Source organism: Bradyrhizobium sp. BWA-3-5 (assembly GCF_032917985.1).
Classification (GTDB): domain Bacteria; phylum Pseudomonadota; class Alphaproteobacteria; order Rhizobiales; family Xanthobacteraceae; genus Bradyrhizobium.
On sequence record NZ_CP136626.1, the window covers coordinates 1,645,689 to 1,671,921 of the forward strand.

A 26,233-nucleotide genomic window follows, 5' to 3' on the forward strand; every position below is an offset into this window, starting at 1 on the left:
ATGCGCCGTTCACCTCGGAGCAATGCTGCTCCACACCAATACCATGCCCGACACGAACAAGAGCGCCAGCACGACATCGTAGAAGTTTCGGTCGTTCAGCGCGTGATAGGTTCGCATACCGAGCTGGGCGCCGATCAGCGTGCCGGGCAATGCCAGCATGGCCAGCCAGAGCATATCCAGCTTCACGAATCCGCTGGCGATCTGCAGGATAAGTGCGGCGCCGAGCACGGTGCCATTGAATATCTGGAAGACGCCGCGGCGCTGGTCCTTGGTCCAGCCGCGGATGCTGGCCCATAGTATCGGCAGCGGGCCCGACAGGCCGGCGAGGCCGCCGAGAATGCCGCCAGCGAATCCGACGCAGGCATCGGCAATGCGGCCGCCGAAACGGAACGCCATCGGCTTGCGGATCAAATAGAGCGCGGTCGGAAACACCAGCAGCATCACGCCCACGCTGAGCTTGAAAACTTGCGGATCGGCGCGCGCCACCAGCAGCGCCCCGATCGGCATGCCAGCGAGGCCGCCGGCGACGAACGGCAGAGCCAGCCTGAAGTCCATCACCTTCCACATCGCGGGCAGCGTCGAGATCTGCGAGCTGACCGAACAGATCAGCACCAGCGGCACGGCGACGGCCGGCGGCACGATATAGAGCCAAATCCCCAGCGCCATCAGCGCCGTGCCGAAACCGGAGAGCCCCGAGACGAAACCGCCGGCGAGCGCGCCGGCCAGCAGGATGGCGTAGGTGGTTACGTCCACTCTTTATTTCCCCCTCGTCAGTTCGGGAAGCTTCTCCCCGTCATTCCGGGGCGATGCGAAGCATCGAACTATGGGGCGCCCTTGCGCCCCTGAGAATCTCGAGATTCCGGGTCTGGTCCTTCGGAACATCCCGGAATGATGACCTTGCGATTTGCACGACGTTTACATGAGGCGACCGGCAGGTACTATCGCAATCAACGCCTTCAACAATAACAGGGTGGAAATCGTCCGATGAACACAACGGCTCCAAAGACCTTTCTCGTTTGTCACGGCGCATGGTCCGCAGGCTGGGCCTGGAAGAAGATGCATCCGCTGATGCAGGCGGCCGGGCATCGCCTGGTCACGCCGAGCTACACCGGCCTCGGCGAACGGTCGCATCTGGCGCACCCGGCCATCAACCTCGATACGCATATCGAGGACATGCTGAACGTCATCAAGTACGAGGACCTGCGCGACATCGTGCTGGTCGGGCACAGCTATGGTGGCATGGTTGCGACCGGCGTCGCCGACCGCGCCCGCGACAAGGTCAGGCAGCTCATCTATATCGATGCCTTCGTGCCGCAGGACGGCCAGTCGCTGCTCGATCTCAATGAGTCGGCACGGGCGCGGATGGAAGAGCTTGCAAAGACCGGTGACGGCTGGCGCGTGCCGCCGAACCCGACGCCACCGGACACTTCGCCGGCCGACGTCGAATGGCTCAGCGCACGGCGCGTCGACATGCCGATCGAGTGTTTCGAGACCAGGCTCAAGCTGCAGGGCGGGCCGTTGACGTTGCCGCGCAGCTATATCTACGCCACGCGGATCACGCCGGCCGACACCTTCGGCCGCTTTGCGAAGATGACGAAGGGCGATCCCGCCTGGGGCTATTACGAGATCGACGCCAGCCATTCGCCCAATGTCACCGCGCCGGAGGCGCTGATGGCGTTGCTGCAGAAGATTGCGGCGTAGTCTCGGGGTGGAGCAGAAGCCCGGATGAGCGAAGCGATATCCGGGACAACTCTAACCACCGACTGTTCCCGCATGTCGCTGCGCTCATGCAGGCTACGGTTCTGAATCACAAATGGCGAGGGGCCCGGCGTGGTGGCGCCGAGCCCCTCATTCAACATATCAGCCGGCCTGTAAGCCGGGTTCTGTAGGGCACCATCCTTGCGAATGGTACGTGACGGCCATTCCTCTGGGACCATGCTTGCGCATGGCCTCGAGCAACCTACCCGGACGGCGGGCTTGACATCGCCCTGCGGTGTTATCGTTTTTCGCGAACTTACCGCGTTGCCGTCCCTATTCGGTTTTGCTCCCGGTGGGGTTTGCCATGCCGTCTCCGTCGCCGGAAACGCGGTGCGCTCTTACCGCACCTTTTCACCCTTACCCTCCGAAGCCCGAAGGCGAAGGAGGGCGGTTCGTTCTCTGTGGCACTTTCCCTGGGGTTGCCCCCGCCGGACGTTATCCGGCACCGCATGTCGATGGAGCCCGGACTTTCCTCTCCCGCAGCCTTTCGACCGTAGCGGGAGCGGCCGTCCGGCCGACTGACGGGCTACGAATGGGGATTTCCGCGCGCCGCGTCAAGCGGAAGCGATGGTTAATCGGGTTCCGCGCGCCACTTTGACATGGCCGATATCGCGGCGTTTGATGCCCACAGATAATTGCGGGTTGGTACGCCATGAACATTCCTGCCGCTCTTGGTGACGCATTGCTGCAAAGCGCCTCGGATGCGATCGTCGCCACCGATCGCGAAGGGCGCATCACATTCTGGAATCCCGGCGCGGTGCGAATCTTCGGCTTCACGGCCGAAGAGGCGACCGGCGCGTTGCTCGACATCATCATTCCCGAGAACTTGCGCGCCCGACACTGGGAGGGATTCCGCCACACGATGGCGACGGGAACGAGCCGCTATGGCCACGGCGATCTGCTGTCGGTGCCTGCGCTGACCAAAGACGGACGCCGCATCTCGGTCGAATTCACCATCGTGCTGCTGCACGACGACCGGCAGGAGGTCGCGGGCACGGTGGCCGTCCTGCGCGACGTGACGAAGCGGTTCGAGGAGGTGAGGGAGTTGCGGCGGCGGCTCGCCGAGGCGGGCGGAAAGCACTGATGCCGGCCGGCGTCGGGCTTCCGGCATGCTTCGCCGCAAAAAAATAATTCTTCCGGCTGTGTCGTTTTGCGGAAGGTCCGTTCGACCTGATGTCGGCGATCCAGCCGATCAAGAGGAGAGTTTGCGATGCAGTATCTGTTGCTGATTTACCGGAGTGATGCGGAATACGGCCGCATGACCGCGGACGACCGCAAGAAGCTGATGGCGGAATACGGCGCGTTCACCCAATCCATCATCCAGAGCGGCCATTTCAAGGCGGGCGACGGCTTGCAGCCAACAACGACGGCAACCACCGTGCGGGTCCGTGACGGCAAGATCCTGACGACCGACGGTCCGTTCGCGGAGACGCGAGAGCAACTCGGCGGCTATTATCTGATCGAGGCCAACGATCTCGATACCGCATTGGGTATTGCGGCGAGGATTCCCACCGCCAAGATGGGGTCGATCGAGGTCAGGCCTGTCATGATCTATGACTAGGTGTCATTCCGCGGCGCGCGAAGCGCGAACCCGGAACTTCGAAATTCCGGGTTCGATGCTCTGCATCGCCCCGGAATGACGGCGTTGAAATCGAATGACACCACGCGAGATCGAAAAGATATTCCGCGACGAAGCGGGGCGGGCGCTGTCCACGCTGATCCGCCTCGTCGGCGATTTCGATCTGGCCGAGGATGCCTTGCAGGATGCGGTGGCGGCGGCGCTGGAGCGTTGGCCCGCCGCCGGCCTGCCTGCCAATCCGCGGGCCTGGCTGGTGAATGTCGGTCGCAACAAGGCGATCGATCGCGTCAGGCGCAACATCTCTTTTCGTGGCAAACAGGAGGCATTGACGCATGAGCTGCTGCTGAATGGCTTGCCGCCGAGCGACGATGACGCGGGCGTGCTCGACGACGACGTGCTGCGATTGATCTTCACCTGCTGCCATCCCTCCTTTGCAACTGAGGTACAGGTGGCACTGACGCTGCGTACCGTGTGCGGGCTGACGACCGCCGAGGTCGCGCGCGCCTTCCTCACCAGCGAAGACGCGATGGCGCAGCGCCTGTTGCGCGCCAAGCAAAAGATCCGCCTGGCCGGCATTCCCTATGAGGTCCCGGAGCGCGAGGCGCTGGAAGGGCGGCTCAATGGCGTGCTCGCGGTGATCTATCTCGTGTTCACCGAAGGCTACGCTGCGACGTCCGGTGAGGATTTGATGCGGCCTGACCTGGCCCGGGAAGCGATCCGGCTGGCGCGATTGCTCGATGCGCTGATATGTGGACGCAGCGAGATCAAGGGCCTGCTCGCCCTGATGCTGCTGCACGATTCGCGGCGCGCCAGCCGCGAGACCGCCGGCGGCGATATCGTTCTGCTCGAAGAGCAGGACCGGACGCTGTGGGACCGCGCGCAGATTGCGGAAGGCCTTCGTCTCGTAGAGGAGGCGCTGCAAATGCCAGGACGGCCGCAATCCTATGCAGTGCAGGCGGCGATCGCCGCGCTCCATGCGCGTGCGCCGAGTTATGAGGATACCGACTGGCGGCAGATCGCCGGCCTCTACGAGGTGCTGCTGCGAATCAGCCCGTCGCCGGTGATCGAGCTTAACCACGCGGCTGTGGTATCGATGGTCGACGGGCCCGCGCGGGCGCTCGACCTCGTCAACGCCCTGGATGCGCGCGGCGGGCTCAAGGGATATGAGTTGCTGCCGGCGGTGCGTGCCGATCTCTTGCGCCGGCTCGGTCGCCACGATGCCGCGCGAGAAGCGTATATTAAGGCTGCGGCGGCGACGCAGCTCGAGCCGCTAAGGCGGCTCTATGCGCGCAGGATTGCGGAGATGGATCGCAAATAGCGCCTCCGTCATTGCGAGCAAAGCGAAGCAATCCATCTCTCCCCGAGCAAGGTGCTGAATTGCTTCGTCGCTTTGCTCCTCGCAATGACGGCGGAGAGTATTCGCTAATAACCCTACCTCGCCGCCACCGTCGTCCTCGCATCCGCCGGCAGGCTCGTCAGCAGCGCGTGCAGCGTAGAGATGGTCGAGAGATCCGCGATGCCGTCGACGCGGGCGGGACGGAAGTGGCGCTGGAACGCGGTAACCACTTCCATGGTCGGGCCGTCGTACTTGCCGTGCGTCGGGATGCTGTAGCCGTATTTGGCGAGCGCCGCCTGCAGGCCGGCGACGGCGTCGCTGATGCTGCCGAGCTTGAGCGTTTCGCCGCGCACGATCGGCGCCGGCTGCACCCAATGGCCGACGCCGGAATTCGCAAGCAAGTGCCAGGGAAACTTTTCGCCGGGATCCTTCTTGCGCGCCGGGGCGACGTCGGAATGCGCGAGCACGCGATGCGCTGATATCTTGCGGCGGAGCATGATGCCGCGGCACAGCGCGGTCACGGCGGCGATCTGGCGCGACGGGAAATCCGGATAGCCCCAGTCGTGGCCGCGATTGATGATCTCGACGCCGATCGAGCAGGAATTGATGTCTTCCTCGCCGGCCCAGGAGGATACGCCGGCGTGCCAGGCGCGCTTGGCTTCCGGCACCGACTGCACGATACGGCCGTCTTCCAGCACGATATAATGGGCCGAGACGTCGGTGCCGGGAGTGCAGAGCTGGGCGATCGCGCCTTCGACGTCCGGCATGCCGGTGTAGTGCAGCAGGATCATGTCGGCGGCGCGTCCGTTATTCCGGTCGCCAAAGTTCGGCGACGGGATGACGTCGGAAGCGATCGAGGAATCCGGAATAAAGGTCTTCATATCGGCGTTGGCCCTGGGCACGGGAAGGGCGCGTTGACGCCTCGAATCAATACCAGCAGATGTGAACGAGCCAGTAGTCATTTTTTAATCTCAAACGGGGCGGCAACGCGGCAACATCATGTTCACAAGACAATTTCGCTTACTATTCATTTACTTCGCGGCCGCGCAATGCGGCGGCCGGACTCCTCCCCGCGTTTTTTGCTCAACTGTGGGCGAGGCGCATCACCATTTTTGGCCGTCTCAAAAGCGCGCAAAAGCTGCAGCACACCATCAACGCTTTCTTAACGCTAAGTGCCGTTACTAAGTGATGAAGAGCCGAACCGGGTTTGGGGACGGCCGAGGCCCTCTTTCGCGCTCGAAATGCCATGGCAACCCAGCAAATTCCGTCTGGAAACGCGCGAGGCTGGGTCGGAAGCGGCAATCTTGCCGGGTCGTGGCCTCTCGGCCGGACACACCTGGCGAAGCGCAGAGATTTGAGACGCAATGGGCCGGTTCGCGTCCAGTTCAGGTATGATCGACTGGAAAACGCCAGGGAACGGCGTATGAGCCCGGCTGCGCCACGCCATATCTCGGTGCTCGGCCGCGAGGCGGTCGAGATGCTTAGCCCCAGGGATGGCGGCATCTATGTCGACGCGACCTTCGGTGCCGGCGGATACAGCCGCGCCATCCTCGCGGTGGCGGGAACCCGGGTGATCGGCATCGACCGCGACCGGTCGGCGATCACGGGCGGGTTTGACCTGGTCGACCAGTCGGACGGACGCCTGACCCTGGTCGAGGATCGTTTCTCCAACCTTGCGGAGGTCTGCGCGGCAGAGGGCGAGGCGGCGGTGGACGGCGTTGTGATGGACGTCGGCGTTTCCTCGATGCAGCTTGATCAGGCCGCGCGCGGCTTCTCGTTCCGCCTCGATGGCCCGCTCGACATGCGGATGGGTCATGACGGCCCAACCGCGGCGGATGTCGTGGCCAAGGCGTCCGAGGCCGATCTCGCCAACATCATCTATATCTTCGGCGAAGAGCGGCATTCCCGCGCCGTCGCCCGCGCCATCGTGGCGGCGCGGAAAGAGGCGCCGATCGCAACGACGCAGGCGCTGGCCGACATCGTTGCCAAAGTCGTGCGCGCCAAGCCGAACGAAATTCACCCGGCGACGCGCACGTTCCAGGGTCTTAGAATTTTCGTCAACGCGGAACTCGACCAACTGCATCTGGCGCTGGCGGCCGCCGAGCGGGTGCTGAAGCCCGGCGGGCGGCTGGCGGTGGTGTCGTTCCATTCGCTGGAAGACCGCATCGTCAAGGATTTCTTCAACGCGCGCGGCAAAACCGGCGGCGGCTCGCGCCATCTTCCGGAAATTGCACAGGTCGCGCCGAGCTTTCAGATCTTGACCAAGCGCCCGGTCACCCCCGGTGAGGCGGAGGTGGCGGCCAATCCGCGCGCGCGCTCGGCCAAGCTGCGTGCCGGGGAACGCACCGCGGCGCCGGCGCATGCCGCCGGCCGGCTGCCCGCCTGGCCGGTCCTCGCTGATGTGATGAGGGGAGGCTGATCATGCGGATCATCCACTTCCTCGTCATCGGCGTCTTGGTGTTTGCGGCAGCCTACGTCTACCGCATCAAGATGGAATCGACCTCGCGCGTCGAACGCGTGCTGCGGCTCAATGCTGAGATCCGCGAGCAGCGCGACGCCATCGCGGCGCTCCGCGCAGAATGGGCCAAGCTCGACGCTCCGCTGCGGCTGCAGGGCCTCGCCGAACGTCATCTCAAGCTGCAGCCGCTCACCGCTTCGCAGTACGACCAGCTGAAGAATCTGCCGGAGCGGCCGCCAGCCTTTGCGCGGCCCGGCGCGCCCGATCCGATCGGCGCCATGATCAACACCATCGAAGCCGCCGCCGAGGCGCCGCCCACCACCGGATCAGTGCCGGCGTCGGGAGATCAGCAATGACTGGCCGGGCACTTGCGAGGACCAGAAAGCCCCCAGAGCCGTGGCGGCAGCGGCTGATCCGCAGCCTGCTCTACGGGCGCAATGTCGACCGCGTCGCCAAGGCGCGGGCGCGCGTCGGCCTCGCGATCCTGTTGTTCGCGACGATCTATGTGGTGCTCGCCGGACGTCTCGTCATGTTCGCGGTCGGCGCGGACAGCCATGGTGCGCGCCGTACCGCCTCGCAGGATGCGATTGCGACCGCGCGGCCCGATATCGTCGACCGCAACGGCGAGGTGCTCGCCACCGACGTCAAGGCGCCGAGCCTGTTCGGCGAGCCGCGCCGCATCATCGACAAGGACGAGGCGATCGAACTTTTGACCGCCGCGCTGCCCGACCTCGACACGGCGGAAGCGCGCACGCGGCTGTCGTCGCGCAAGGGATTCGTCTGGCTGAAGCGCGAGATCACGCCGAAGCAGCAGCACGACATCCACAAGCTAGGCATTCCCGGCATCGGCTTCCTGCGCGAGAACAAGCGCGTCTATCCGACCGGCGCCGCGGTCGCGCATCTGATCGGCCTCGTCAACATCGACAACCAGGGCATCGCCGGGATGGAGAAATGGCTGGACAATAACGGTCTGGCCGATCTGCACCGCGCGGGCTTTGCCACCGATCGGCTGCAGAAGCCGGTGGAACTGTCGATCGACCTGCGCGTCGAGCACGCGCTGCGTGACGAACTCTTGAAGGCGAAGGAGAAATACAAGGCCAAGGCGGCATCCGGCCTCGTCTCCAACGTGCGCACCGGCGAGATCGTCGCGCTGGTCTCGCTGCCGGATTTCGATCCGAACAACCCGAAGGAAGCGCACGACCCCGACCGCATCAACCGCCTGACCACGGGCGTGTTCGAGATGGGCTCGACCTTCAAGGCGCTGACCTTGGCGATGGCGCTGGATTCCGGCAAGGCCAACCTGAACTCACTCTATGACGGGCGCGGCGCGCTGAAGTTCGGCAAGTTCACCATTCACGATACCCACCCGGTCGGCCGCAGCATCACGCTGGCGGAAGTGTTCACCTTCTCCTCCAATGTCGGAGCGGCCAAGATCGCGCTGTCGCAGGGCGTCGAGGCGCACAAGGCCTTCCTGAAGAAGCTCGGCCAGATGGACCGGCTGCGCACCGAGCTGCCGGAAAGCGCTTCACCGATCGTGCCGAAGCGCTGGACCGAGCTCAACACCATCACCGCCTCCTTCGGCCACGGCATCGCGGTGGCCCCGCTGCAGGCGGTGATGGGCATCAACGCCTGCATCAATGGCGGCTACCTGATTCCGCCCACTTTCCTGAAGCGGTCGGAGGAGGAGGCGCAGGCGATCGCCAAGAAGGTGCTGCGCACCGAGACCTCGGACAAGATGCGCTATTTGATGCGGCTGAACGCCGAAATCGGAACCGCCAAGAAGGCCGACGTGAAGGGCTATTATATCGGCGGCAAGACCGGCACCTCGGAAAAGGTGGTGAACGGCCGCTATTCCAAGAAGCAGGTGCTCAACTCGTTCACGGCGATCATCCCGGCCGACAATCCGCAATACCAGCTTCTGGTCATGCTGGACGAGCCGAAGGCACTGCCGGAAACCCACGGCTTCATCACCTCGGGCTGGAACGCGGTGCCGACCGGCGGCAAGGTGATTGCCCGCATCGCCCCGCTGCTCGGCGTCGAGCCGCGCTTCGACTTGCCGACGTCGGACCGCCTTATTCTTGCGGCATCGAGGACAACCCAGTAAGGCGTATACGAGCGTGATCCGGAAAGCATGCCCCGCACTTGATGCGGGGTGGACACCGGTTTTCCGACAAGATCAGGCTCAATTAATAGAGACGCGCCGAGCTGCGCCGGGCCGGACTGGAGCAAGATGAAACTTCGCGATCTCTTCAGCGATGACGCTGTGGTCGAGCCGCAGGCGGCAGCGCTCGATGTCAAGGGCCTCAGCTTCGACAGCCGCGCGGTGAAGCCCGGCGACCTGTTTTTTGCGCTCGCCGGCTCCAAGACCGACGGTTCCCGCTTCATCGACGCCGCGATCAAAGCCGGGGCGGTTGCGGTAGTGGGCGACCGTGCTCCGGCCGACTGCCGCGTGCCCTTCGTTGTCACGCCGAACCCGCGCCGCGCACTGGCGCTGGCAGCGGCGCGGTTCTATCCGCGGCAGCCCACGACCATTGCCGCTGTCACCGGGACCAGCGGCAAGACGTCGGTGGCCGCGTTTACGCGCCAGATCTGGGCACGGCTCGGCCATGTCTCCGCCAGCATCGGCACCATCGGTCTGGTTTCGCCAAAACGCACCGTCTACGGCTCGCTCACCACACCGGACCCGATCGCGTTCCATAAGCAGCTCGACGAGATCATCCGCGATGGCGTCACGCATCTCGCCTTCGAGGCCTCGTCGCACGGGCTCGATCAGTTCCGTCTCGACGGCGTGCGCGTCGCCGCCGGCGGCTTCACCAACCTGTCGCGCGACCACATGGACTACCATCCGGACGAGGCGCACTACCTGGCGGCCAAGCTGCGGCTGTTCCGCAATCTCGTTCCGCCCGGCGGCGCGGCGGTGATCTCGGCCGATCATGCCTGCTCGGAACAGGTGATCGACGCGGCGCGGTCGCGCGGTTTGCGGATCATCGCCGTTGGCCGCAATGCGGATGGCGACGGGGAAGGCATCCGCCTCGTCGGCGCCAGCGTCGAAGGATTTGCGCAGAACCTTGCGCTGGAAACCCGCGGCCGCAATTACTCCGTCAAGCTGCCGCTGGTCGGCGAATTCCAGATCGAGAATTCACTGGTGGCCGCCGGGCTTGCGATCGGCACCGGCAGTGCGCCTGACGCCGTCTTCGCAGCGCTCGAACATCTCGAGGGCGCCAAAGGGCGGCTGGAGCGAGTCGGCGAATTTAACGGCGCGCCTGTTTTCGTCGACTACGCGCACAAGCCGGATGCGCTGGCGAAGGCGCTGCAGGCGCTGCGGCCTTACGCGAAGCGCAAGCTCGTCGTTATCTTCGGCGCGGGCGGCGACCGCGACGCCGGCAAGCGGCCGATCATGGGTTCGATCGCGGCGGAAAATGCCGATCAGGTCATCGTCACCGACGACAATCCGCGCAGCGAAGATCCCAAAGCGATCCGCGCCGCCATTCTGGCGGCAGCCAAGGGCGCGACCGAGATCGGCGACCGCGCTGAGGCGATCAGGCAGGGCATCGCCGCGCTGCAGCCCGGCGATGCGCTCCTGATCGCCGGCAAGGGACACGAGACCGGGCAGATCGTCGGCGACAAGGTGCTGCCGTTCAGCGATCACGAGGCGGTGGCAGCCGCGCTGGCAACGAGGGTTAAATGAGCGCGACACCATTATGGACAATTGCCGAAGTCGCGCGCGCGCTCGTCCTCTCGGGTGAATACCCGGACACGCCGATCGATTTCGTCACGCAGGACAGCCGGCTGGTGAAGCCGGGCAGCTTGTTCGTGGCGCTCAGCGGTACGCCGAGCGGCGGCTTCATCTCGAGCTTCGCCAGCGCGCGCGACGGCTGGGAATTCGCCGACAAAGCGGGAGCGGCCGGCGCGGTGGCAATGATCGTTCCGCATCGAATTGCCGGCGTCAGCGTTCCACAATTGGTGGTGAAGGACACGCTGATCGATGGCCTGTGGGGCCTGGCGCGCGCCGCGCGTGCCCGGTTCAAAGGCCCGGTAATCGGGCTCACCGGCAGCGCCGGCAAGACCAGCACCAAGGAATTCCTCGCCGCCTATCCAAATGCCTATGCCAGTCCGAGCAGCTTCAACAATTTCTGGGGCGTGCCGCTGACGCTGTGCAATGCCAGCCCCAATGCCAGCGTGTGGGTCGTCGAGATGGGGATGAATCAGACCGGCGAGATCGCGCGGCTCAGCGAGTTGACGAAGCCAACGGTCGCGCTGGTCGTCAACGTGCAGCCGGTGCATCTGGAAAAGCTCGGCAGCCTGGAAGCGATCCGCCGCGAGAAGGTGAGCATCGCGCAGGGTCTGCCAACGGATGGCGTGCTGGTGCTGCCCGACGATGTCGCGGCGCCGGAATGGAACGGCAAGGTCGTCCGCTTCGGCGAAGCGTCCGAGGTGCGCGAACTGAAGCATACGGCCGACGGTGAAAGCTGGAACGTCGCCGTGCAGGTGAACGGCAAGCCGATCGAATTCGGCCTGACGCCCGGCGCCCCGCATCGTCTGCAGAACGCGCTGGCCGCGTTGGCCTCGATCTACGCCGCCGGGCTCGATCCCGCGGCGCTCGCCAAAGAACTCAACCATGTCGGCATCATGACCGGCCGCGGCGTCGAGCAGGCGGCGGGCGGCATCACGGTGATCGATGACAGTTTCAACGGCAACCCGGCCAGCATGGTGGCCGCGCTCGGCAGCCTGAAGGCGCGGCCGGTGAAATCCGGCCGGCGTATCGCCATTCTCGGCGACATGCTGGAACTGGGCACTGACGCGCCCGCCTATCACGAGAAGCTTGCGCAAGACCTGTCTGGTATTGACGGCGTCTACTGCGTCGGCCCGCTGATGCGGCATTTATATAATCTCGTTCCCGCCGAGCGGGCGCTCGGCTGGCACGATGACCCGGCGACGCTCGATCCCCGGAAAATCGCCGCATTGCTGCGGGACGGGGACGTGGTGGTGGTCAAGGGCAGCAAAAAGATGTTCTGGGTGAACAAGTTTGTGCCCCGCCTGCTGGTTGCCCTGCAGGCAAAGGCGTAGACTGCCAGCACCCGGCGGCCGGCTTTCTCCGCGAGGCGTGATTCGTCAATACCCCAGCCATGACCAAGATTTGCTTGGTTTGAGGATGAAAACGATTATCAAGTCGTTGCCAAAGCGCTTACCGCCAAAGACGGCGCAACCAAGCCGCGTGATAGGGCCTTTTGAATGTTTTACTGGCTGATCGAGCTTTCCAACACCGTTCCCGGTTTTGGCATCTTCCGCGGCGTCTTCAACGTGTTTCGCTACATCACTTTCCGCACCGGCGGGGCGATGGTGACCGGCGCGCTGTTCGTGTTCCTGTTCGGACCCTGGATCATCGACCATCTGCGCCTCAGGCAAGGCAAGGGCCAGCCGATTCGCACCGACGGCCCGGCATCGCATCTGATCTCCAAGAAGGGCACGCCGACGATGGGCGGGCTGATGATCCTCTCCGGCCTCGTCGTCTCGACGCTGCTGTGGGCCAACCCGCTCAATCCCTATGTCTGGATCGTGCTGGCGGTGACGCTCGGCTTCGGCTTTGTCGGATTCTACGACGACTATTTGAAGGTGACCAAGCAAAGCCACAGCGGCTTCGCCGGCAAACTGCGGCTTTTGATCGAAGGAATCATCGCGCTCGCCGCCTGCTACGCGCTGGTGCGGCTCGGCCGCGACGTGACATCGACCTCGCTGGCGATTCCCTTCCTGAAGGACGTGGTGCTCAATTTCGGCTGGTTCTTCGTGATCTTCGGCGCCTTCGTCATCGTCGGCGCCGGCAATGCGGTGAACCTGACTGACGGCCTTGACGGCCTCGCCATCGTGCCAGTCATGATCGCCGCCGCCAGCTTCGGCATGATCTCGTACCTGACCGGCAACGCAGTGTTCTCCGACTACCTGCAGATCCGTTATGTCGCCGGCACCGGCGAGCTCGCGGTGCTCTGCGGCGCGGTGCTCGGCGCCGGCCTTGGCTTCCTCTGGTTCAACGCGCCGCCGGCCTCGATCTTCATGGGAGACACCGGCTCGCTGGCGCTCGGCGGAATGCTGGGGGCGACGGCGGTGGCGGTCAAGCACGAGATCGTGCTCGCCGTGATCGGCGGCCTGTTCGTGCTGGAGGCTGTCTCCGTGATCGTCCAGGTGACCTCGTTCAAGCTGACCGGCAAGCGCGTGTTTAGGATGGCGCCGCTGCACCATCATTTCGAGCAGAAGGGCTGGACCGAGCCGCAGATCGTGATCCGGTTCTGGATCATCTCGGTGATGCTGGCGCTGGCCGGCCTTTCCACGCTGAAGCTGCGGTGAGCCGAGCGCTATGATCCCCGTCACCTCATTCGCCGGCAAGACGGTCGCCGTGTTCGGCCTCGGCGGTTCCGGCCTTGCAAGCTGCCACGCGCTGAAGGCCGGCGGAGCTGAGGTGATCGCGGCGGACGACAACGCCGACAATGTCGCCAAGGCCGCGCAAGCGGGCTTCACCACGGCCGATCTGCGCAACGTTTCGTGGACGAATTTCTCCGCGCTGATCCTCACGCCCGGCGCGCCGCTGACCCATCCGGCGCCGCATTGGTCGGTGCTGATGGCCCGCCGGGCCGGCTGCGAGGTGATCGGCGATATCGAGTTGTTCTGCCGCGAGCGCCGCCGCCACGCACCGGACGCGCCATTCGTCGCGATCACCGGCACCAACGGCAAGTCGACCACCACGGCCCTGATCGCACATCTGATGAAGGTTGCCGGCTACGACACCCAGATGGGCGGCAATATCGGCACCGCGATCCTCTCGCTGGAGCCGCCGCGCATGGGCCGCGTGCATGTGGTGGAGATGTCGTCCTACCAGATCGACCTCGCCCCGTCGCTCGATCCGTCGGTCGGCATTCTCCTCAACGTCAGCGAGGACCATATCGACCGTCACGGCACGCTGGAAAACTACGCCGCGGTGAAGGCCCGGCTGGTCGCCGGCGTGCAGCCGCAGGGCACGTCGATTGTCGGCGTCGATGACGGCTGGTGCCGCAACATCGCCGACCAGCTCGATCAGGCCGGCAAACGGGTGGTTCGAATATCGGTGAAAAACCCGCTGCCCGACGGCGTCTATGTCGAGCGCGAGACCATCCTGCAAGCCTCCGGTGGCGCGCGCCGCGAAATCGCACGGTTAGGGGGCATCGGTTCGCTGCGCGGCCTGCACAATGCACAGAACGCCGCCTGCGCCGCGGCCTGTGCGCTGGCGATGGGCATCTCGATCGACACGCTGCAGAACGGCTTGCGCAGCTTTCCAGGGCTCGCGCACCGCATGGAGCAGGTCGGCCGCCGCGGCAACGTGCTGTTCGTCAACGACTCCAAGGGCACCAATGCGGACGCCGCCGCGCACGCGCTGTCGTCCTTTGCCGACATCTTCTGGATCGCCGGCGGCAAGCCGAAGCAGGGCGGCATCACGGGCCTTACCGAATATTTCCCGCGCATCCGAAAGGCCTATTTGATCGGCGAGGCCGCGCAGGAATTTGCCGGCACGCTCGGCGAGCGCGTGCCGCACGAGATTTCCGAAACGCTCGATGTGGCCGTCGCCAACGCCGCGCGCGATGCGGAAGCGTCAGGGACTGTCGATCCCGTGGTCCTGCTGTCGCCCGCCTGCGCCTCGTTCGACCAGTACCGCAATTTCGAAATCCGCGGCGCGGCATTCCGCGATCTGGTGACGGCGATGCCGGGCGTCAAGCCGGTGGTGTGAGATTATCGTGTCGCGGGACACGTTGCGGCATGTAATGCCGCTACGCTGAGCCGGGACCTGCGGCGACATGGGTCCGGGCCTGGCAGCGCATCGCTCCGCACTGCGCTGCATCCGGGGCACAGTTCGCTGTAGCATGGTCGGTCCGGCCCATTCGAAGGCGACGTAAATGGCAATTTCTGCTTCTTCGTCTCGCGGCTTCGTGGTTACGGTCCTTTCGACGGTCTGCGCGCTTTCTGCCGTCGCGCATGCGACGTCCCCGGACCGGGTGTCCCTCAGCGAATCGATTATTAGCTGGAGCACCGTCAAATACGCGACCTCTGCAGAGAACGGATTCATCGACGGATCACTCGACAAGAACACCATCGTCGATCGCACGTTCAAGACCCACGTGCTTGAGAACCGTTATCTGAAGGTGACGCTCGTTCCCGAATTCGGCGGGCGCATCCTCTCCATCATCTACAAGCCGACCGGCCATGAACAGCTCTATCGTACGGAAGTCGGCGTGCCCTACGGCATGAAGGCCGGCAATTTTTATTACGACTGGCTGATGGTGTATGGCGGCATCTTCCCGACGTTCCCGGATCCCGAGCACGGCAAGGCATGGCTGAAGCCTTGGGATTTCAGGGTAGTGAAGGAGAACGCTGGCGAAGTGACGGTGTCGATGTCGCTCAAGGATGATTTCGCGTATTCCGCGGCACCAAAACAATTTCTCAAGGGTTCGACGGGTATCGAAGCGACCTACTTTATCAGCCTGAAAGCCGGTCGGGCCGCGCTTGACACCCGCGTGGTACTGAGAAATCCGCAAGACAAGAGCGTCGACTACGAGTACTGGACATGCACGACGTTGGCGCCAGGATCGGACCCGACCAATCCTAAAACGACCGGCGGCGCCGAGATCATCGCACCGATCGCGGCCTACACCACGCCTGCTTGGTCGCGCAACCTGTCTGAAGGCGATGAGAGCATAGGCTCAGGCAAGAGCCGTTTCGAGAAATTGCGTCACTTCAAGAACTGGCCGACGATGGGTATCGCGTACGCGGCGCCCGATATGCAGGGCGGTAACTTCTGGGGCGTGATCAACCACGACAACGAAGAGGGGATCATCCGCATCGCGGACAATAAGGTCACGCGCGGGCTAAAGATGTGGACATGGGGCTTCCCTTCATTCATGAACGAAACCGACGCGCGCAAGGACCCGAATGAAGCCAGGCCTTACGTCGAATTATGGGCGGGCGTATCGGACCAGTTTTTCCACCGCGCCAGGCTTCCGGCGCGGGGCGAGCTGTCTGTTACGGAGACCTACAGCCCGACCGTCGGCATGAGCAGCGTGACGCATGCGAATGAGAATATCCTGATCAATTTCTCGGCTACCACGTCTGCCGCCAATCTTCAGTTCTTCAGCATCGAGCCGACGGGGCCGTTGCGCGTAACGTTGAAACGCGGCGAGGCGATACTGTTCAACGACGCCGTGGAGGCCGACCCGAAGAACGGAAACCGTCTTTCCAAGGCGATTCCCGCCGGCGGCAGCGGCGAACAAGTGCGGCTGACGGTCACGACCATAGACGGGCGAGAGCTGATCGCGGCCGAGACGAGGGTAAAGTAAATTATTGCGAGGCGGATGATTTAGCGGGCGAAGCGTCGGCTTGGCTCGCGCCCGACTGGCTTAGTTTGGCGGCTCGTGCTAAACTTTTTGCCATGGAAACCGCGCTGACCAGAGACCTTCCGAAGGACTTTTTGTCTGATCTGGAGAGGAAGTTTTTCTGGTGGGAGCCGGTTGGTTCGCAGCCTCGGTCGGCAACCAGAATTCTGGCCCAGGCGATGAGTATGCCAGGTTTCGAAGAGGTGAGGCGATTGGAGCAAATGCTGGGCTGCGATCAACTTGCCGACATCATGCTTCGTGCAGAGCCAGGGTGGATCGATGAGCGGTCATGGGAGTTTTGGCGTGGTCGCCTGATGCGGACAACCGGCCGCCCGATACCCGACGCTGCTCCGGTGAGATCGTTCGATGCCGGATCCGTTTGAACCCCGCATCGAAATCCTCCCGCCGGCCCAGAAGGAGATCTGGCCTCAATTGGCCTCGGCACCCAATCTATCGTTTGTGTTGTCGGCGGCACTGCCGTTGCGCTCCACCTAGGCCATCGGGTTTCGGTCGATTTTGATTTCTTCAGGGCAGAGCCGCTGCACAAGGCGGACATCGAGACAAGCTTTCAATTCGTTCAGAATGCGAGAACTATTCAGGAGGACGAGAACACGCTCGTCATGAGTGTGCCGATGCCGTCTGGCCCGGGGAAAGTATCCTTCTTTGGGGGACTCGCGCTGGATAGGATCAACGACCCGGTTCGCACCAAGGATCGGGTGCTGCTGGTTGCTTCTCTTGAAGAGCTGCTCGCCACCAAGCTGAAGGCGATTCTGGATCGCGCGGAGGCCAAGGATTATCGCGACATCTCCGCAATGCTTTCAGCGGGCGTGTCGCTGGAGAAGGCGTTGGGGGCGTTCGCGGTCAACTACCGAAGAGACCCCACACTTCCCCCAAGGCCATGGGGTTCTTCAAGGACGGCGATTTGCCGTCCCTTCCAAAAGCCGACCAGGATCTCCTGCGCGCGGCGCGAGATCGGGTTCCAGCGTCCCCGAGGTGTTTCTGTTGAAGGGAATGCTTCCCGCAGGGTGAAGTCCATGCGTAGATAGGATGGGCTCCACTTCGCTCCACGTATCCCGCGTAGCATTGCCCGATCTCTCAAAAGTTACCCCTCCCATTAACCCCCCATAAACCATCCTGCGCCACCAATGGGCGTTACCTCTGCCATTTTGGGGACGTCCATGCTCCACCGTGACCAACGCACGCCGTTTTCGGACTGGTGGTGGACCGTGGACAAGCTGCTGCTCGGCGCGATCATGGCGCTGATGCTGGGCGGCGTCATCCTGTCCTTGGCGGCGAGCCCGCCGGTCGCGACGCGGATCGGGCTTGATCCGTTCCACTTCTTCAGCCGGCACATGCTGTTCCTGCTGCCGTCGATCCTGGTGCTGATCGGGGTATCGTTCCTGTCGCCGCAGCAAATCCGCCGCCTGGCGCTGCTGGTTTTCATCGCTAGCGTCATCCTGATCGTGGCGACGCTGGCCTTCGGCGCGGAGGTGAAGGGCTCGCGGCGCTGGATCACGCTGCTCGGCGTCAACATCCAGGCTTCCGAATCCGCAAAGCCTGCTTTCGTCGTGATGGCGGCGTGGCTGTTTGCGGAATCGACCAGGCGGCCGGAAATGCCGGCGACCTCGATGGCGCTGGCGCTGCTCCTGATGCTGGTCTCGCTGTTGGTGATGGAGCCGGATTTCGGCCAGACCATGCTGATCCTGACGGTGTGGGGGGCGCTGTTCTTCATCGCGGGAATGCGGATGGTCTGGGTGGCGGGCCTCGCCGGCGCGGCGGCGGCCGGATTGTTCAGTGCCTATCTGTTTGTTCCTCATGTCGCGGGCCGTATCAAGCGCTTCATGAATCCGGCCTCCGGCGACACTTTCCAGGTCGACATGGCGATGGAAGCGTTCTGGAACGGCGGCTGGTTCGGCCTTGGCCCCGGCGAAGGAATTGCAAAACGCAGCCTGCCGGACAGCCATACCGACTTCGTGTTCGCGGTCGCCGCGGAAGAATTCGGCATCATCCTGTGCCTGGCGCTGGTCGCGCTGTTCGCCTTCATCGTGCTGCGCACGCTGACGCGCGCCTATGCCAGCGAGGACATGTTCGCGCGCTTCGCGGCCTCGGGGCTCGCGATCCTGTTCGGCGTGCAGGCCGCGATCAACATGGCGGTCAATTTGCAACTGATCCCCGCCAAGGGCATGACGCTGCCGTTCATCTCCTACGGCGGCTCGTCGATCATCTCGCTGGCCTACGGCGTCGGCATGATGCTGGCGCTGACGCGGCAACGCCCGCGCACCGAGGTAGAATCGATGAACGAGGCGGTTGTCGCGCGCGGGTACGCTTGACGTAGCCGCACTTCGCGGAAAAGCGCCTGTGGGGCGTGACTGGCGCGGCGTTGTCGGCTATCTGAAATCATGGACAACGCGCCTCTCATTCTGCTGGCCGCCGGTGGCACTGGCGGTCATTTGTTTCCCGCCGAAGCGCTTGGCGTCGAGCTGATCAAGCGCGGCCTGCGCGTGCGGCTGGCGACCGATGCCCGCGCGCTGCGCTACAGTGGTCTCTTCACCAGGGACAATATCGACGTGGTGCCGAGCGAAACCGTGCGCGGGCGCAATCCGTTGTCGCTGGCGCGCACCGTCATCACGCTCGGCTATGGAACGGGTATCGCGATCAATCTGGTGCGGCGGCTGAAGCCGGCGGCCGTGGTCGGGTTCGGCGGCTATCCGACGCTGCCGCCGCTGATCGCGGCAAGGCTGCTCGGCGTGCCCAGCGTCATTCATGATGCCAACGCCGTGCTCGGCCGGGCCAACCGTTTTCTCGCCGGCCGCGTCAATGCGATCGCGACCTCGCTGCCGGGCGTGCTTGATCGCGATCCCGCGCTGGCGGGGAAGGCGACGACGGTCGGCACGCCGATGCGGCCCGCGATCCTCGCTGCGGCCGCGACGCCCTTTGCTTCGCCGGAACCGAAGGGGCCGCTGCGCTTGCTCGTGGTTGGCGGCAGCCAGGGCGCGCGGGTGATGAGCGACATCGTGCCGCCAGCCCTCGAACGGCTCGAGCCGGTGCTGTGGAGCCGGCTGGTCGTGACGCAGCAGGTGCGCGAGGAGGATATGGCCAGGGTCCGCGCGATCTACGACCGGCTCAAGATCAAGGCCGAGCTTGCGCCGTTTTTCGCCGACCTGCCGGCGCGGCTGGCGTCCAGCCATCTGGTGGTCTCGCGCTCCGGCGCCGGCACGGTGGCGGAACTCGCCGCGATCGGCCGAGCCTCGATCCTGGTGCCGCTGCCCGGCGCGATCGATCAGGACCAGTTCGCCAATGCCGGCGTGCTGGCGAAGGTGAACGGCGCCTTGCGCATCCCGCAAGGCGAGTTCACGCCGGACCGGCTGGCGGCGGAAATTTCCACCTTTGCCGCCGAACCGGCGCGGCTAACCGCCATGGCGGAGGCTGCCCGCCAGGTCGGCCGGCTCGACGCCGCCGAGCGGCTGGCCGATCTGGTGATGAAAACGGCCGGAATTTGACGCTCCCGGCGGCTGAAAAAGCGCTTGTCATGCCCCGCGAAAGCGGGGCATCCAGTACGCCGCGGCGCCTGATTTGAGCCTTGGCTTCGCGGAAGACTGGATCGCTCCGCCCGCAAGGCGGGCGATGACAAGGAACCATCCATGAGACTGCCGCGCGAGATCGGACCCATTCACTTCGTCGGGATCGGCGGCATCGGTATGAGCGGCATCGCCGAGGTGCTGGTCAATCTCGGCTACACCGTGCAGGGCTCGGACGCCTCGGAAAGCGGCAATGTCGCACGTCTCCGGGACAAGGGCGTCAAGGTCTCGGTCGGCCACAAGGCCGAAAATGTCGACGGCGCCGACGTCGTCGTGGTCTCGACCGCGATCAAGCGCGACAATCCGGAACTGATGGCCGCCCGCGCCCAGCGCATCCCGGTGGTGCGCCGCGCCGAAATGCTGGCCGAGCTGATGCGGCTGAAAAGCTGCATCGCGATCGCCGGCACCCATGGCAAGACCACGACGACGACGATGGTGGCGACATTGCTCGATGCGGGCGGGCTCGATCCCACCGTGATCAATGGCGGCATCATCAACGCCTATGGCTCCAACGCGCGGCTCGGGGCCGGCGACTGGATGGTGGTGGAAGCCGACGAGAGCGACGGCACCTTCTTGAAGCTGCCGTCCGATGTCGTGATCGTCACCAACATCGATCCTGAACACCTCGACCACTTCAAGACCTTCGAGGCGATCCAGGACGCCTTCCGCAATTTCGTCGAGAACGTTCCGTTCTACGGCTTTGCCGTGATGTGCACCGATCATCCCGTGGTGCAGACGCTGGTCGGCAAGATCGAGGATCGGCGCATCGTCACCTATGGCGAAAATCCGCAGGCCGATGCAAGGCTCGTCGACTTGACGCCGATGGGTAGCGGGTCGAAATTCAAGGTCGTCTTCCGCAACCGCAAGACCGACGCCACGCACGAGATATCGGATATCGTGCTGCCGATGCCCGGCCGGCACAATGCGTTGAACGCGACGGCGGCGATTGCGGTGGCGCATGAACTCGGCATGTCCGACGACGCGATCCGCAACGCGATCGCCGGTTTCGGCGGCGTCAAGCGGCGCTTCACCCGGACCGGCGAGTGGAAAGGCGTCACCGTGATCGACGATTACGGTCATCACCCGGTGGAGATCGCGGCCGTTCTTAAAGCGGCGCGTGAATCCACCAACGGCAAGATCATCGCCGTGGTGCAGCCGCACCGCTATACCCGCCTGCAGTCGCTGTTCGAGGAATTCTGCACCTGCTTCAACGACGCCGATGCGGTCATCGTCGCCGAAGTCTATCCGGCCGGCGAGGCGCCGATCGAGGGCATCGACCGCGACCATTTCGTCAGCGGCCTGCGCGCCCATGGCCATCGCGAGGTGATCCCGCTTCCGGGTTCGGCGGAGCTGGCGAAGATCGTCCATGGCGTCGCCGGCTCGGGCGATCTCGTCGTCTGCTTAGGGGCCGGCAACATCACGCAGTGGGCCTATGCGTTGCCCGGTGAATTGAAGGCGTTGGATTAGCCGTGGCCTTCCCCGACCTCACCTCCGAACTCAAAGCCGCAATGCCGGAATTGCGGGGGCGGCTCTTGGCCAACCAGTCGCTGGCTGAGTTGACCTGGTTTCGCGTCGGCGGGCCGGCGCAGGTGCTGTTCACGCCGGCGGATGAGGACGATCTCGCCTATTTCTTAAAGCATCTTCCGAAGGAGTTGCCGGTCTATGTGGTCGGCGTCGGCTCCAATTTGATCGTGCGCGACGGCGGCATGCCGGGCGTGGTGATCCGTCTGGCGCCGCGGGCGTTTGGCGAGACGTCTGCTTCAGGAAACGTCGTCAGCGCCGGCGCAGCCGCGCTCGACAAGCGGGTCGCAGAGATCGCGGCTGCGGCCGGCATCGGCGGCATGGAATTCTTCTTCGGTATTCCCGGCACCATCGGCGGCGCGCTGCGGATGAATGCCGGCGCCAATGGCGGGGAGACCAAGGACGTGCTGGTCGAAGCGGTCGGCATCGGCCGCGACGGCACCAGGCATGTCTTTGACAATGCCGCCATGAAGTTCGTCTACCGCAACAGCGGCATCGATCCCTCTGTTATCTTCACGTCGGCGCGGCTTCGCGGTGCGGCGGCTGACGCCGAAGCCATTCGCGCGCGAATGACCGAAGTGCAGAATCACCGTGAAACCGCTCAGCCGATTCGTGAAAAGACGGGCGGCTCGACCTTCAAGAATCCACCCGGCAACAGCGCCTGGAAACTGATCGACGCCGCCGGCTGCCGGGGCTTGCGTGTCGGCGGAGCGCAGGTCTCGGAAATGCACTGCAATTTCCTCATCAACACCGGCAGCGCCACGGGCCATGATATTGAAACGCTGGGCGAAACCGTGCGCGAGCGAGTTAAAGCGAATTCTGGCATAGAGCTGCATTGGGAAATCAAGCGGATCGGAATTCCGGTCTAGTCGTCATTCCGGGGCGCGCGTAGCGCGAACCCGGAATCTCGAGGTTACATGGCGAAAGAGATTCCGGGTTCGATGCTTCGCATCGCCCCGGAATGACAGATGGGAACGAGTATGCGAACGACCATTCTCTTCGGCGGCACCAACAAGGAGCGCCTGGTCTCGGTGGCAACCGCGCAGGCGCTGCATCGGGCCCTTCCCGAAGCCGATCTCTGGTTCTGGTCGGTGGCGGACATGGTCCACGAGGTCGGCTCGAGACTGCTGCTCGAGCACCAGCGTCCGTTCGAGAATGAATTCCAGCCGGGTAACCGCGGCGTCGCGCTGGAGGCGGCGCTCGACAAGGCCAAGGCCGACCACCGCGTGCTGGTGCTGGGTCTTCATGGCGGCCGGGCCGAGAATGGCGAATTGCAGGCGATGTGCGAACTGCGCGGGATTGCCTTTACCGGGTCCGGCTCCGCGTCGTCGAATCTCGCCTTCGACAAGATGGCAGCCAAGCGCTTTGCGGCGATTTCCGGTGTCCCGGCGCCGGCCGCGGTTGCCTTGGAAGATCTCGATGCGGCGTTTGCCGAATACGGCCGGCTGATCGCAAAGCCGGCGCGCGACGGGTCGAGCTATGGCCTGATCTTCGTCAACGCCAAGCAGGATCTGGTCGCGGTGCGCAACGCTGCGAAGACCGAGGAATATGTCATCGAGCCGTTCATCGCGGGCATCGAAGCCACCTGCGGCGTGCTGGAGCAATCGGATGGCACGCTGATCTCGCTGCCGCCGGTCGAGATCGTCCCCGGAGAGGGCACCTTCGACTACGCGGCCAAATATCTGCTCAAATCGACGCAGGAGATCTGCCCCGGGCGCTTTTCCCCCGAGATCACCGCGCAACTGAAGGATCAGGCGCTGCGGGCGCACAAGGCGCTGTCCTGCACCGGCTATTCCCGGACCGACTTCATCGTCGCGGCCAAGGGGCCGGTCTACCTGGAAACCAATACATTGCCGGGACTGACGGCGGCCTCGCTTTATCCCAAGGCGCTGAAGGCGCAGGGGATCGAATTTCCGGACTTTCTGCGCGACCAGATCACCCTGGCGGAGCGGCGGGCCCGGGAACGGGCCTGACCGGCTGCCCAGATCGTTAACCGGGGAAACCCGCCCCGGCCCCTAAAATTGTTTCAAAATCCTAACAGTTATCCGGCAAATCCCTCAAAAGACGTATCAAATCTCACCGCCAGGCCGGCGGTTTTACACTTTGTTTACCAGTAAGTCCGAAGGTTAACGCTGGCGGCGCATGTGGCGCTTGGCTGCCGGGGTGTGCGTTTTCAGCACGTGGGTCCGGCCGAGCCGAGACGTCATCTGAGCCGGAACTCGCAAAAAACGCTTGCGGGAACAACACTTGGACAGGCTCGTGCAATGGATGGTGCAGGACGCTCCGCCCGGTCGATGAGACCGCAGGAGCCCCAGGCTGACCTGAAGGCCGCCGCTATTGGAGCGGCGGTGCTGCTGCGCGAGCGGATGGGCCGTCGTGCGCCCGCCCCGAAAAGACCGATGATCGACCGCGAACCGTCGAATCGGGTGGTCCGGCTGGTCGAACGCTATCTGCCGAATCGCCTCGGCGTCGCCCTGACCGTGCTGATGCTGCTCGGCAGCGCCGGGCTTGGCATCGTCAAGGGCGGACACGTCGACGAATTCATGGTCGGCCTCAGCGATACGCGCAACGCGCTGGCCAACTCCGCCGGCTTCCGCATCACCGAGGTCGCCATCAACGGCCGCAGACAACTGAGCCAGGACGAGGTGCTTGCGATCGGCGGCGTCAACGGCCGCTCCTCGCTGCTGTTTCTCGACGCCACCGTCCTCCGCGACAAGCTGAAGGCCAATCCCTGGATCGCGGACGCGACCATCCTGAAGCTGTATCCCGGCCGGCTGCAGATCGACATCGTCGAGCGCACCGCGTTCGCGCTGTGGCAGCAGGACGGCCGTCTTGCCGTGATCGCCGAGGATGGCGCGGTGCTGGAGCCCTTTGTGGCGCGACGATTCGTGTCGCTGCCGCTGGTGGTGGGGAAGGGCGCCGACGTCAAGGCGCGCGATTTCCTCGCGCTGCTCGATCGCTATCCGCAGGTCCGCTCCGTCACCAAGGCGGCGATCCTGGTCGGCGAACGGCGCTGGAATTTGCGCCTGAAGGACGGTCTCGACATCCGCCTGCCGGAGAATGACGTTGGCAATGCGCTGGCGGTGCTGAGCAAGCTCGACAAGGAGGACCGCTTGTTCTCGCGCGACATCACCGCCGTCGACCTGCGCCTGCCGGACCGCCTGACGGTGCAGTTGTCGGAGGAGGCCGCCAAGGCCCGCGAAGAGCTGTTCAAGGACAAGAAGCCGAAGAAGAAGCCGGGTGATTCCGCATGACCGGCCTTGACCGCAACCAGACCCCGAAGACGCGGCCCGTCGACCACAAGCGCACGGCGATGGTCGCCTCGCTCGATATCGGCACCAGCAAGATCGCCTGCATGATTGCGCGGCTGCGGCCGTCGCCGCCGAGCGAGGCGCTGCGCGGCCGCACCCATGCGGTGGAATTGATCGGCTACAGCCAGATCCAGTCGCGCGGCGTCAAGGCCGGCGCGGTGGTCGACCTCGCCGAATGCGAGCAGGCGGTGCGCCAGGCCGTAGCGCTGGCCGAGCGCATGGCCAAGGTCCGCGTTGAGTCGGTATTGCTGTCGGTTTCTGGCGGCCGGCTGCAGGGGCAGCTCGTCGAGGCCGCCGCCGATATCAGGGGCGGCGCGGTCACCGCCGACGATGTCACGCGGGTGACCTCCACCGGCATGCGCCACGCCACCGGTGAAGGGCGCACGGTGCTGCACGCGCTGCCGGTCGGCTATGCGCTCGACGGCGTCAAGGGCATCCGCGATCCCCGCGGCATGCTTGCGCGCCAGTTCGGCGTCGACATGCAGGTGGTGACGGCGGATGCGACCGTTGCCCGCAACCTGATGCTGGTGGTCGAACGCTGTCATCTCAACGTCGAGGCCATGGCCGCGAGTCCTTATGTCGCAGGCCTGTCCGTGCTGACGGATGACGAGGCTGATCTTGGCGCTGCCGTGGTCGAAATGGGGGCGGGGTCGACCACGATCGCGACCTATTCGGGTGGGCGTTTCGTGCATGCGAGCGGATTTGCGCTTGGCGGCCAGCACGTCACGATGGACCTTGCCCGTGGCGTCGGCGCGTGCATTGCTGATGCTGAGCGAATCAAGACGTTATATGGCACCGTGCTGACCGGCGGGTCCGACACGCGCGAACTGATGTCTGTACCGGCTGCGGGCGAGGAACACGACGCCCCGCAGATCGTCTCGCGCGCCACGATTGCCAATATCGTCCGGCATCGCGCCGAGGAGATTTTTGAAATGGTCCGGGACCGGCTCGCGGATTCCCCCTTTGCGGCAGAGCCGAGGGCGCGGGTTGTGTTGAGCGGCGGGGCGTCGCAGCTCACCGGCACCGTGGAGCTCGCCACCCGTATTCTCAACCGGCCGGTTAGGATCGGCCGCCCGCTCGGCTTCGGCCGGCTGCCGAGTGAGGCCAAGAGCGCCTCGTTCGCGGTGCCGACCGGCCTCCTGGTCTATCCGCAATACGCACATCTTGAACACGTCGAACCGCGGCATACGCGGCAACTCAAGACAGGGACAGACGGCTATTTTGGAAGGGTCGGACGATGGCTTCGCGAGGGCTTCTGATGACCGATCTCAGCACCAAACGACATTCACCAAATCCCGCGGCC

23 protein-coding genes and 1 other RNA gene are annotated in these 26,233 nt (G+C 64.4%); 21 read left to right on the plus strand and 3 right to left on the minus strand.

The genetic code is table 11. The features are described from left to right. Positions 1-9: 9 nt before the first annotated feature. Positions 10-753, minus strand: coding sequence for a sulfite exporter TauE/SafE family protein (locus RX331_RS08010; RefSeq protein WP_317256062.1), 744 nt, complete (start codon positions 751-753; stop codon positions 10-12). Positions 754-984: 231 nt separating this feature from the next. On the opposite strand from RX331_RS08010, the gene RX331_RS08015 reads away from it, so the two are divergent. Further along, positions 985-1,701 (plus strand): alpha/beta hydrolase, encoded by a 717-nt coding sequence (locus tag RX331_RS08015; RefSeq protein WP_317256063.1) that lies wholly within the window; start codon positions 985-987, stop codon positions 1,699-1,701. Positions 1,702-1,856: 155 nt separating this feature from the next. On the opposite strand, the gene rnpB is transcribed toward RX331_RS08015, so the two are convergent. After that, positions 1,857-2,280, minus strand: an RNA gene (gene rnpB, locus RX331_RS08020) — RNase P RNA component class A. 130 nt (positions 2,281-2,410) lie between these two features. Between rnpB and RX331_RS08025 the strand changes: the two genes are divergently transcribed. From RX331_RS08025 to RX331_RS08035, 3 genes are all read left to right on the plus strand, one after another. Beyond that, positions 2,411-2,842 carry a PAS domain S-box protein gene (locus tag RX331_RS08025; protein WP_317256064.1) on the plus strand — a complete coding sequence of 144 codons (432 nt, stop codon included), beginning with the start codon at positions 2,411-2,413 and terminating at the stop codon, positions 2,840-2,842. A 126-nt stretch (positions 2,843-2,968) separates the two neighbouring features. Next, positions 2,969-3,319 carry a YciI family protein gene (locus tag RX331_RS08030; RefSeq protein ID WP_317256065.1) on the plus strand — a complete coding sequence of 117 codons (351 nt, stop codon included), beginning with the start codon at positions 2,969-2,971 and terminating at the stop codon, positions 3,317-3,319. Between the two features lie 94 nt (positions 3,320-3,413). Beyond that, on the plus strand, positions 3,414-4,655 hold the full coding sequence (locus RX331_RS08035; protein ID WP_317256066.1) for an RNA polymerase sigma factor: 1,242 nt from the start codon (positions 3,414-3,416) through the stop codon (positions 4,653-4,655). A 113-nt stretch (positions 4,656-4,768) separates the two neighbouring features. Here RX331_RS08035 and RX331_RS08040 read toward each other — a convergent pair whose 3' ends face one another. Beyond that, positions 4,769-5,635, minus strand: a complete 867-nt coding sequence (locus RX331_RS08040) for an N-acetylmuramoyl-L-alanine amidase (protein ID WP_317256067.1) — start codon at positions 5,633-5,635, stop codon at positions 4,769-4,771. A gap of 461 nt (positions 5,636-6,096) precedes the next feature. Here RX331_RS08040 and rsmH point away from each other — a divergent pair, with 461 nt between their 5' ends. The 17 genes from rsmH (at position 6,097) to ftsA (ending at position 26,189) form a co-directional block, all read left to right on the plus strand. Then, the gene (gene rsmH, locus RX331_RS08045; protein WP_317256068.1) at positions 6,097-7,092 is read left to right on the plus strand and encodes a 16S rRNA (cytosine(1402)-N(4))-methyltransferase RsmH; all 996 of its coding nucleotides are present in this window, start codon (positions 6,097-6,099) and stop codon (positions 7,090-7,092) included. A 2-nt stretch (positions 7,093-7,094) separates the two neighbouring features. Further along, positions 7,095-7,487: a hypothetical protein gene (locus tag RX331_RS08050; protein ID WP_283032643.1), complete on the plus strand. Its 393-nt coding sequence runs from the start codon at positions 7,095-7,097 to the stop codon at positions 7,485-7,487. Beyond that, on the plus strand, positions 7,484-9,235 hold the full coding sequence (locus tag RX331_RS08055) for a penicillin-binding protein 2 (protein WP_317256069.1): 1,752 nt from the start codon (positions 7,484-7,486) through the stop codon (positions 9,233-9,235). The genes RX331_RS08050 and RX331_RS08055 overlap by 4 nt, the downstream gene beginning before the upstream one ends. Positions 9,236-9,361: 126 nt before the next feature. Then, complete coding sequence (locus RX331_RS08060) at positions 9,362-10,819, plus strand: UDP-N-acetylmuramoyl-L-alanyl-D-glutamate--2,6-diaminopimelate ligase (RefSeq protein ID WP_317256070.1); 1,458 nt, start codon at positions 9,362-9,364, stop codon at positions 10,817-10,819. Continuing rightward, positions 10,816-12,198: a UDP-N-acetylmuramoyl-tripeptide--D-alanyl-D-alanine ligase gene (locus tag RX331_RS08065; protein ID WP_317256071.1), complete on the plus strand. Its 1,383-nt coding sequence runs from the start codon at positions 10,816-10,818 to the stop codon at positions 12,196-12,198. The genes RX331_RS08060 and RX331_RS08065 overlap by 4 nt, the downstream gene beginning before the upstream one ends. Before the next feature lie 165 nt (positions 12,199-12,363). Next, positions 12,364-13,470 (plus strand): phospho-N-acetylmuramoyl-pentapeptide-transferase, encoded by a 1,107-nt coding sequence (gene mraY / locus RX331_RS08070; RefSeq protein ID WP_317256072.1) that lies wholly within the window; start codon positions 12,364-12,366, stop codon positions 13,468-13,470. 10 nt (positions 13,471-13,480) lie between these two features. Next, complete coding sequence (gene murD, locus RX331_RS08075; RefSeq protein ID WP_317256073.1) at positions 13,481-14,881, plus strand: UDP-N-acetylmuramoyl-L-alanine--D-glutamate ligase; 1,401 nt, start codon at positions 13,481-13,483, stop codon at positions 14,879-14,881. A 166-nt stretch (positions 14,882-15,047) separates the two neighbouring features. Next, entirely contained in the window at positions 15,048-16,484 is a 1,437-nt protein-coding gene (locus tag RX331_RS08080; protein WP_317256074.1) for a DUF5107 domain-containing protein, read from the plus strand. Positions 16,485-16,576: 92 nt separating this feature from the next. Continuing rightward, the gene (locus RX331_RS08085; protein ID WP_317256075.1) at positions 16,577-16,903 is read left to right on the plus strand and encodes a hypothetical protein; all 327 of its coding nucleotides are present in this window, start codon (positions 16,577-16,579) and stop codon (positions 16,901-16,903) included. Positions 16,904-16,972: 69 nt separating this feature from the next. Next, complete coding sequence (locus tag RX331_RS08090) at positions 16,973-17,566, plus strand: nucleotidyl transferase AbiEii/AbiGii toxin family protein (protein WP_317258058.1); 594 nt, start codon at positions 16,973-16,975, stop codon at positions 17,564-17,566. Between the two features lie 132 nt (positions 17,567-17,698). Next, positions 17,699-18,850, plus strand: a complete 1,152-nt coding sequence (gene ftsW / locus RX331_RS08095; protein ID WP_317256076.1) for a putative lipid II flippase FtsW — start codon at positions 17,699-17,701, stop codon at positions 18,848-18,850. A gap of 66 nt (positions 18,851-18,916) precedes the next feature. Next, on the plus strand, positions 18,917-20,020 hold the full coding sequence (murG, locus tag RX331_RS08100) for an undecaprenyldiphospho-muramoylpentapeptide beta-N-acetylglucosaminyltransferase (RefSeq protein WP_317258059.1): 1,104 nt from the start codon (positions 18,917-18,919) through the stop codon (positions 20,018-20,020). 141 nt (positions 20,021-20,161) lie between these two features. Continuing rightward, positions 20,162-21,565: a UDP-N-acetylmuramate--L-alanine ligase gene (murC, locus tag RX331_RS08105; RefSeq protein WP_317256077.1), complete on the plus strand. Its 1,404-nt coding sequence runs from the start codon at positions 20,162-20,164 to the stop codon at positions 21,563-21,565. Positions 21,566-21,567: 2 nt separating this feature from the next. Next, positions 21,568-22,488 carry a UDP-N-acetylmuramate dehydrogenase gene (gene murB / locus RX331_RS08110; RefSeq protein ID WP_317256078.1) on the plus strand — a complete coding sequence of 307 codons (921 nt, stop codon included), beginning with the start codon at positions 21,568-21,570 and terminating at the stop codon, positions 22,486-22,488. Positions 22,489-22,599: 111 nt separating this feature from the next. Continuing rightward, entirely contained in the window at positions 22,600-23,592 is a 993-nt protein-coding gene (locus RX331_RS08115; protein ID WP_317256079.1) for a D-alanine--D-alanine ligase, read from the plus strand. A gap of 291 nt (positions 23,593-23,883) precedes the next feature. Then, complete coding sequence (locus RX331_RS08120) at positions 23,884-24,873, plus strand: cell division protein FtsQ/DivIB (protein ID WP_317256080.1); 990 nt, start codon at positions 23,884-23,886, stop codon at positions 24,871-24,873. Further along, positions 24,870-26,189 carry a cell division protein FtsA gene (gene ftsA / locus RX331_RS08125; RefSeq protein WP_317256081.1) on the plus strand — a complete coding sequence of 440 codons (1,320 nt, stop codon included), beginning with the start codon at positions 24,870-24,872 and terminating at the stop codon, positions 26,187-26,189. The genes RX331_RS08120 and ftsA overlap by 4 nt, the downstream gene beginning before the upstream one ends. The last annotated feature ends 44 nt before the right edge of the window (positions 26,190-26,233 follow it).

Bases quoted from the DNA above. Each gene is read 5' to 3' on its own strand.
- RX331_RS08015 (WP_317256063.1), top strand. From the start codon at position 985: ATGAACACAACGGCTCCAAAGACCTTTCTCGTTTGTCACGGCGCATGG.
- RX331_RS08025 (WP_317256064.1), top strand. From the start codon at position 2,411: ATGAACATTCCTGCCGCTCTTGGTGACGCATTGCTGCAAAGCGCCTCG.
- RX331_RS08030 (WP_317256065.1), top strand. From the start codon at position 2,969: ATGCAGTATCTGTTGCTGATTTACCGGAGTGATGCGGAATACGGCCGC.
- RX331_RS08035 (WP_317256066.1), top strand. From the start codon at position 3,414: ATGACACCACGCGAGATCGAAAAGATATTCCGCGACGAAGCGGGGCGG.
- RX331_RS08040 (WP_317256067.1), bottom strand. From the start codon at position 5,635: ATGACTACTGGCTCGTTCACATCTGCTGGTATTGATTCGAGGCGTCAA.
- rsmH (WP_317256068.1), top strand. From the start codon at position 6,097: ATGAGCCCGGCTGCGCCACGCCATATCTCGGTGCTCGGCCGCGAGGCG.
- RX331_RS08050 (WP_283032643.1), top strand. From the start codon at position 7,095: ATGCGGATCATCCACTTCCTCGTCATCGGCGTCTTGGTGTTTGCGGCA.
- RX331_RS08055 (WP_317256069.1), top strand. From the start codon at position 7,484: ATGACTGGCCGGGCACTTGCGAGGACCAGAAAGCCCCCAGAGCCGTGG.
- RX331_RS08060 (WP_317256070.1), top strand. From the start codon at position 9,362: ATGAAACTTCGCGATCTCTTCAGCGATGACGCTGTGGTCGAGCCGCAG.
- RX331_RS08065 (WP_317256071.1), top strand. From the start codon at position 10,816: ATGAGCGCGACACCATTATGGACAATTGCCGAAGTCGCGCGCGCGCTC.
- mraY (WP_317256072.1), top strand. From the start codon at position 12,364: ATGTTTTACTGGCTGATCGAGCTTTCCAACACCGTTCCCGGTTTTGGC.
- murD (WP_317256073.1), top strand. From the start codon at position 13,481: ATGATCCCCGTCACCTCATTCGCCGGCAAGACGGTCGCCGTGTTCGGC.
- RX331_RS08080 (WP_317256074.1), top strand. From the start codon at position 15,048: ATGGCAATTTCTGCTTCTTCGTCTCGCGGCTTCGTGGTTACGGTCCTT.
- RX331_RS08085 (WP_317256075.1), top strand. From the start codon at position 16,577: ATGGAAACCGCGCTGACCAGAGACCTTCCGAAGGACTTTTTGTCTGAT.
- ftsW (WP_317256076.1), top strand. From the start codon at position 17,699: ATGCTCCACCGTGACCAACGCACGCCGTTTTCGGACTGGTGGTGGACC.
- murC (WP_317256077.1), top strand. From the start codon at position 20,162: ATGAGACTGCCGCGCGAGATCGGACCCATTCACTTCGTCGGGATCGGC.
- RX331_RS08115 (WP_317256079.1), top strand. From the start codon at position 22,600: ATGCGAACGACCATTCTCTTCGGCGGCACCAACAAGGAGCGCCTGGTC.
- RX331_RS08120 (WP_317256080.1), top strand. From the start codon at position 23,884: ATGGATGGTGCAGGACGCTCCGCCCGGTCGATGAGACCGCAGGAGCCC.
- ftsA (WP_317256081.1), top strand. From the start codon at position 24,870: ATGACCGGCCTTGACCGCAACCAGACCCCGAAGACGCGGCCCGTCGAC.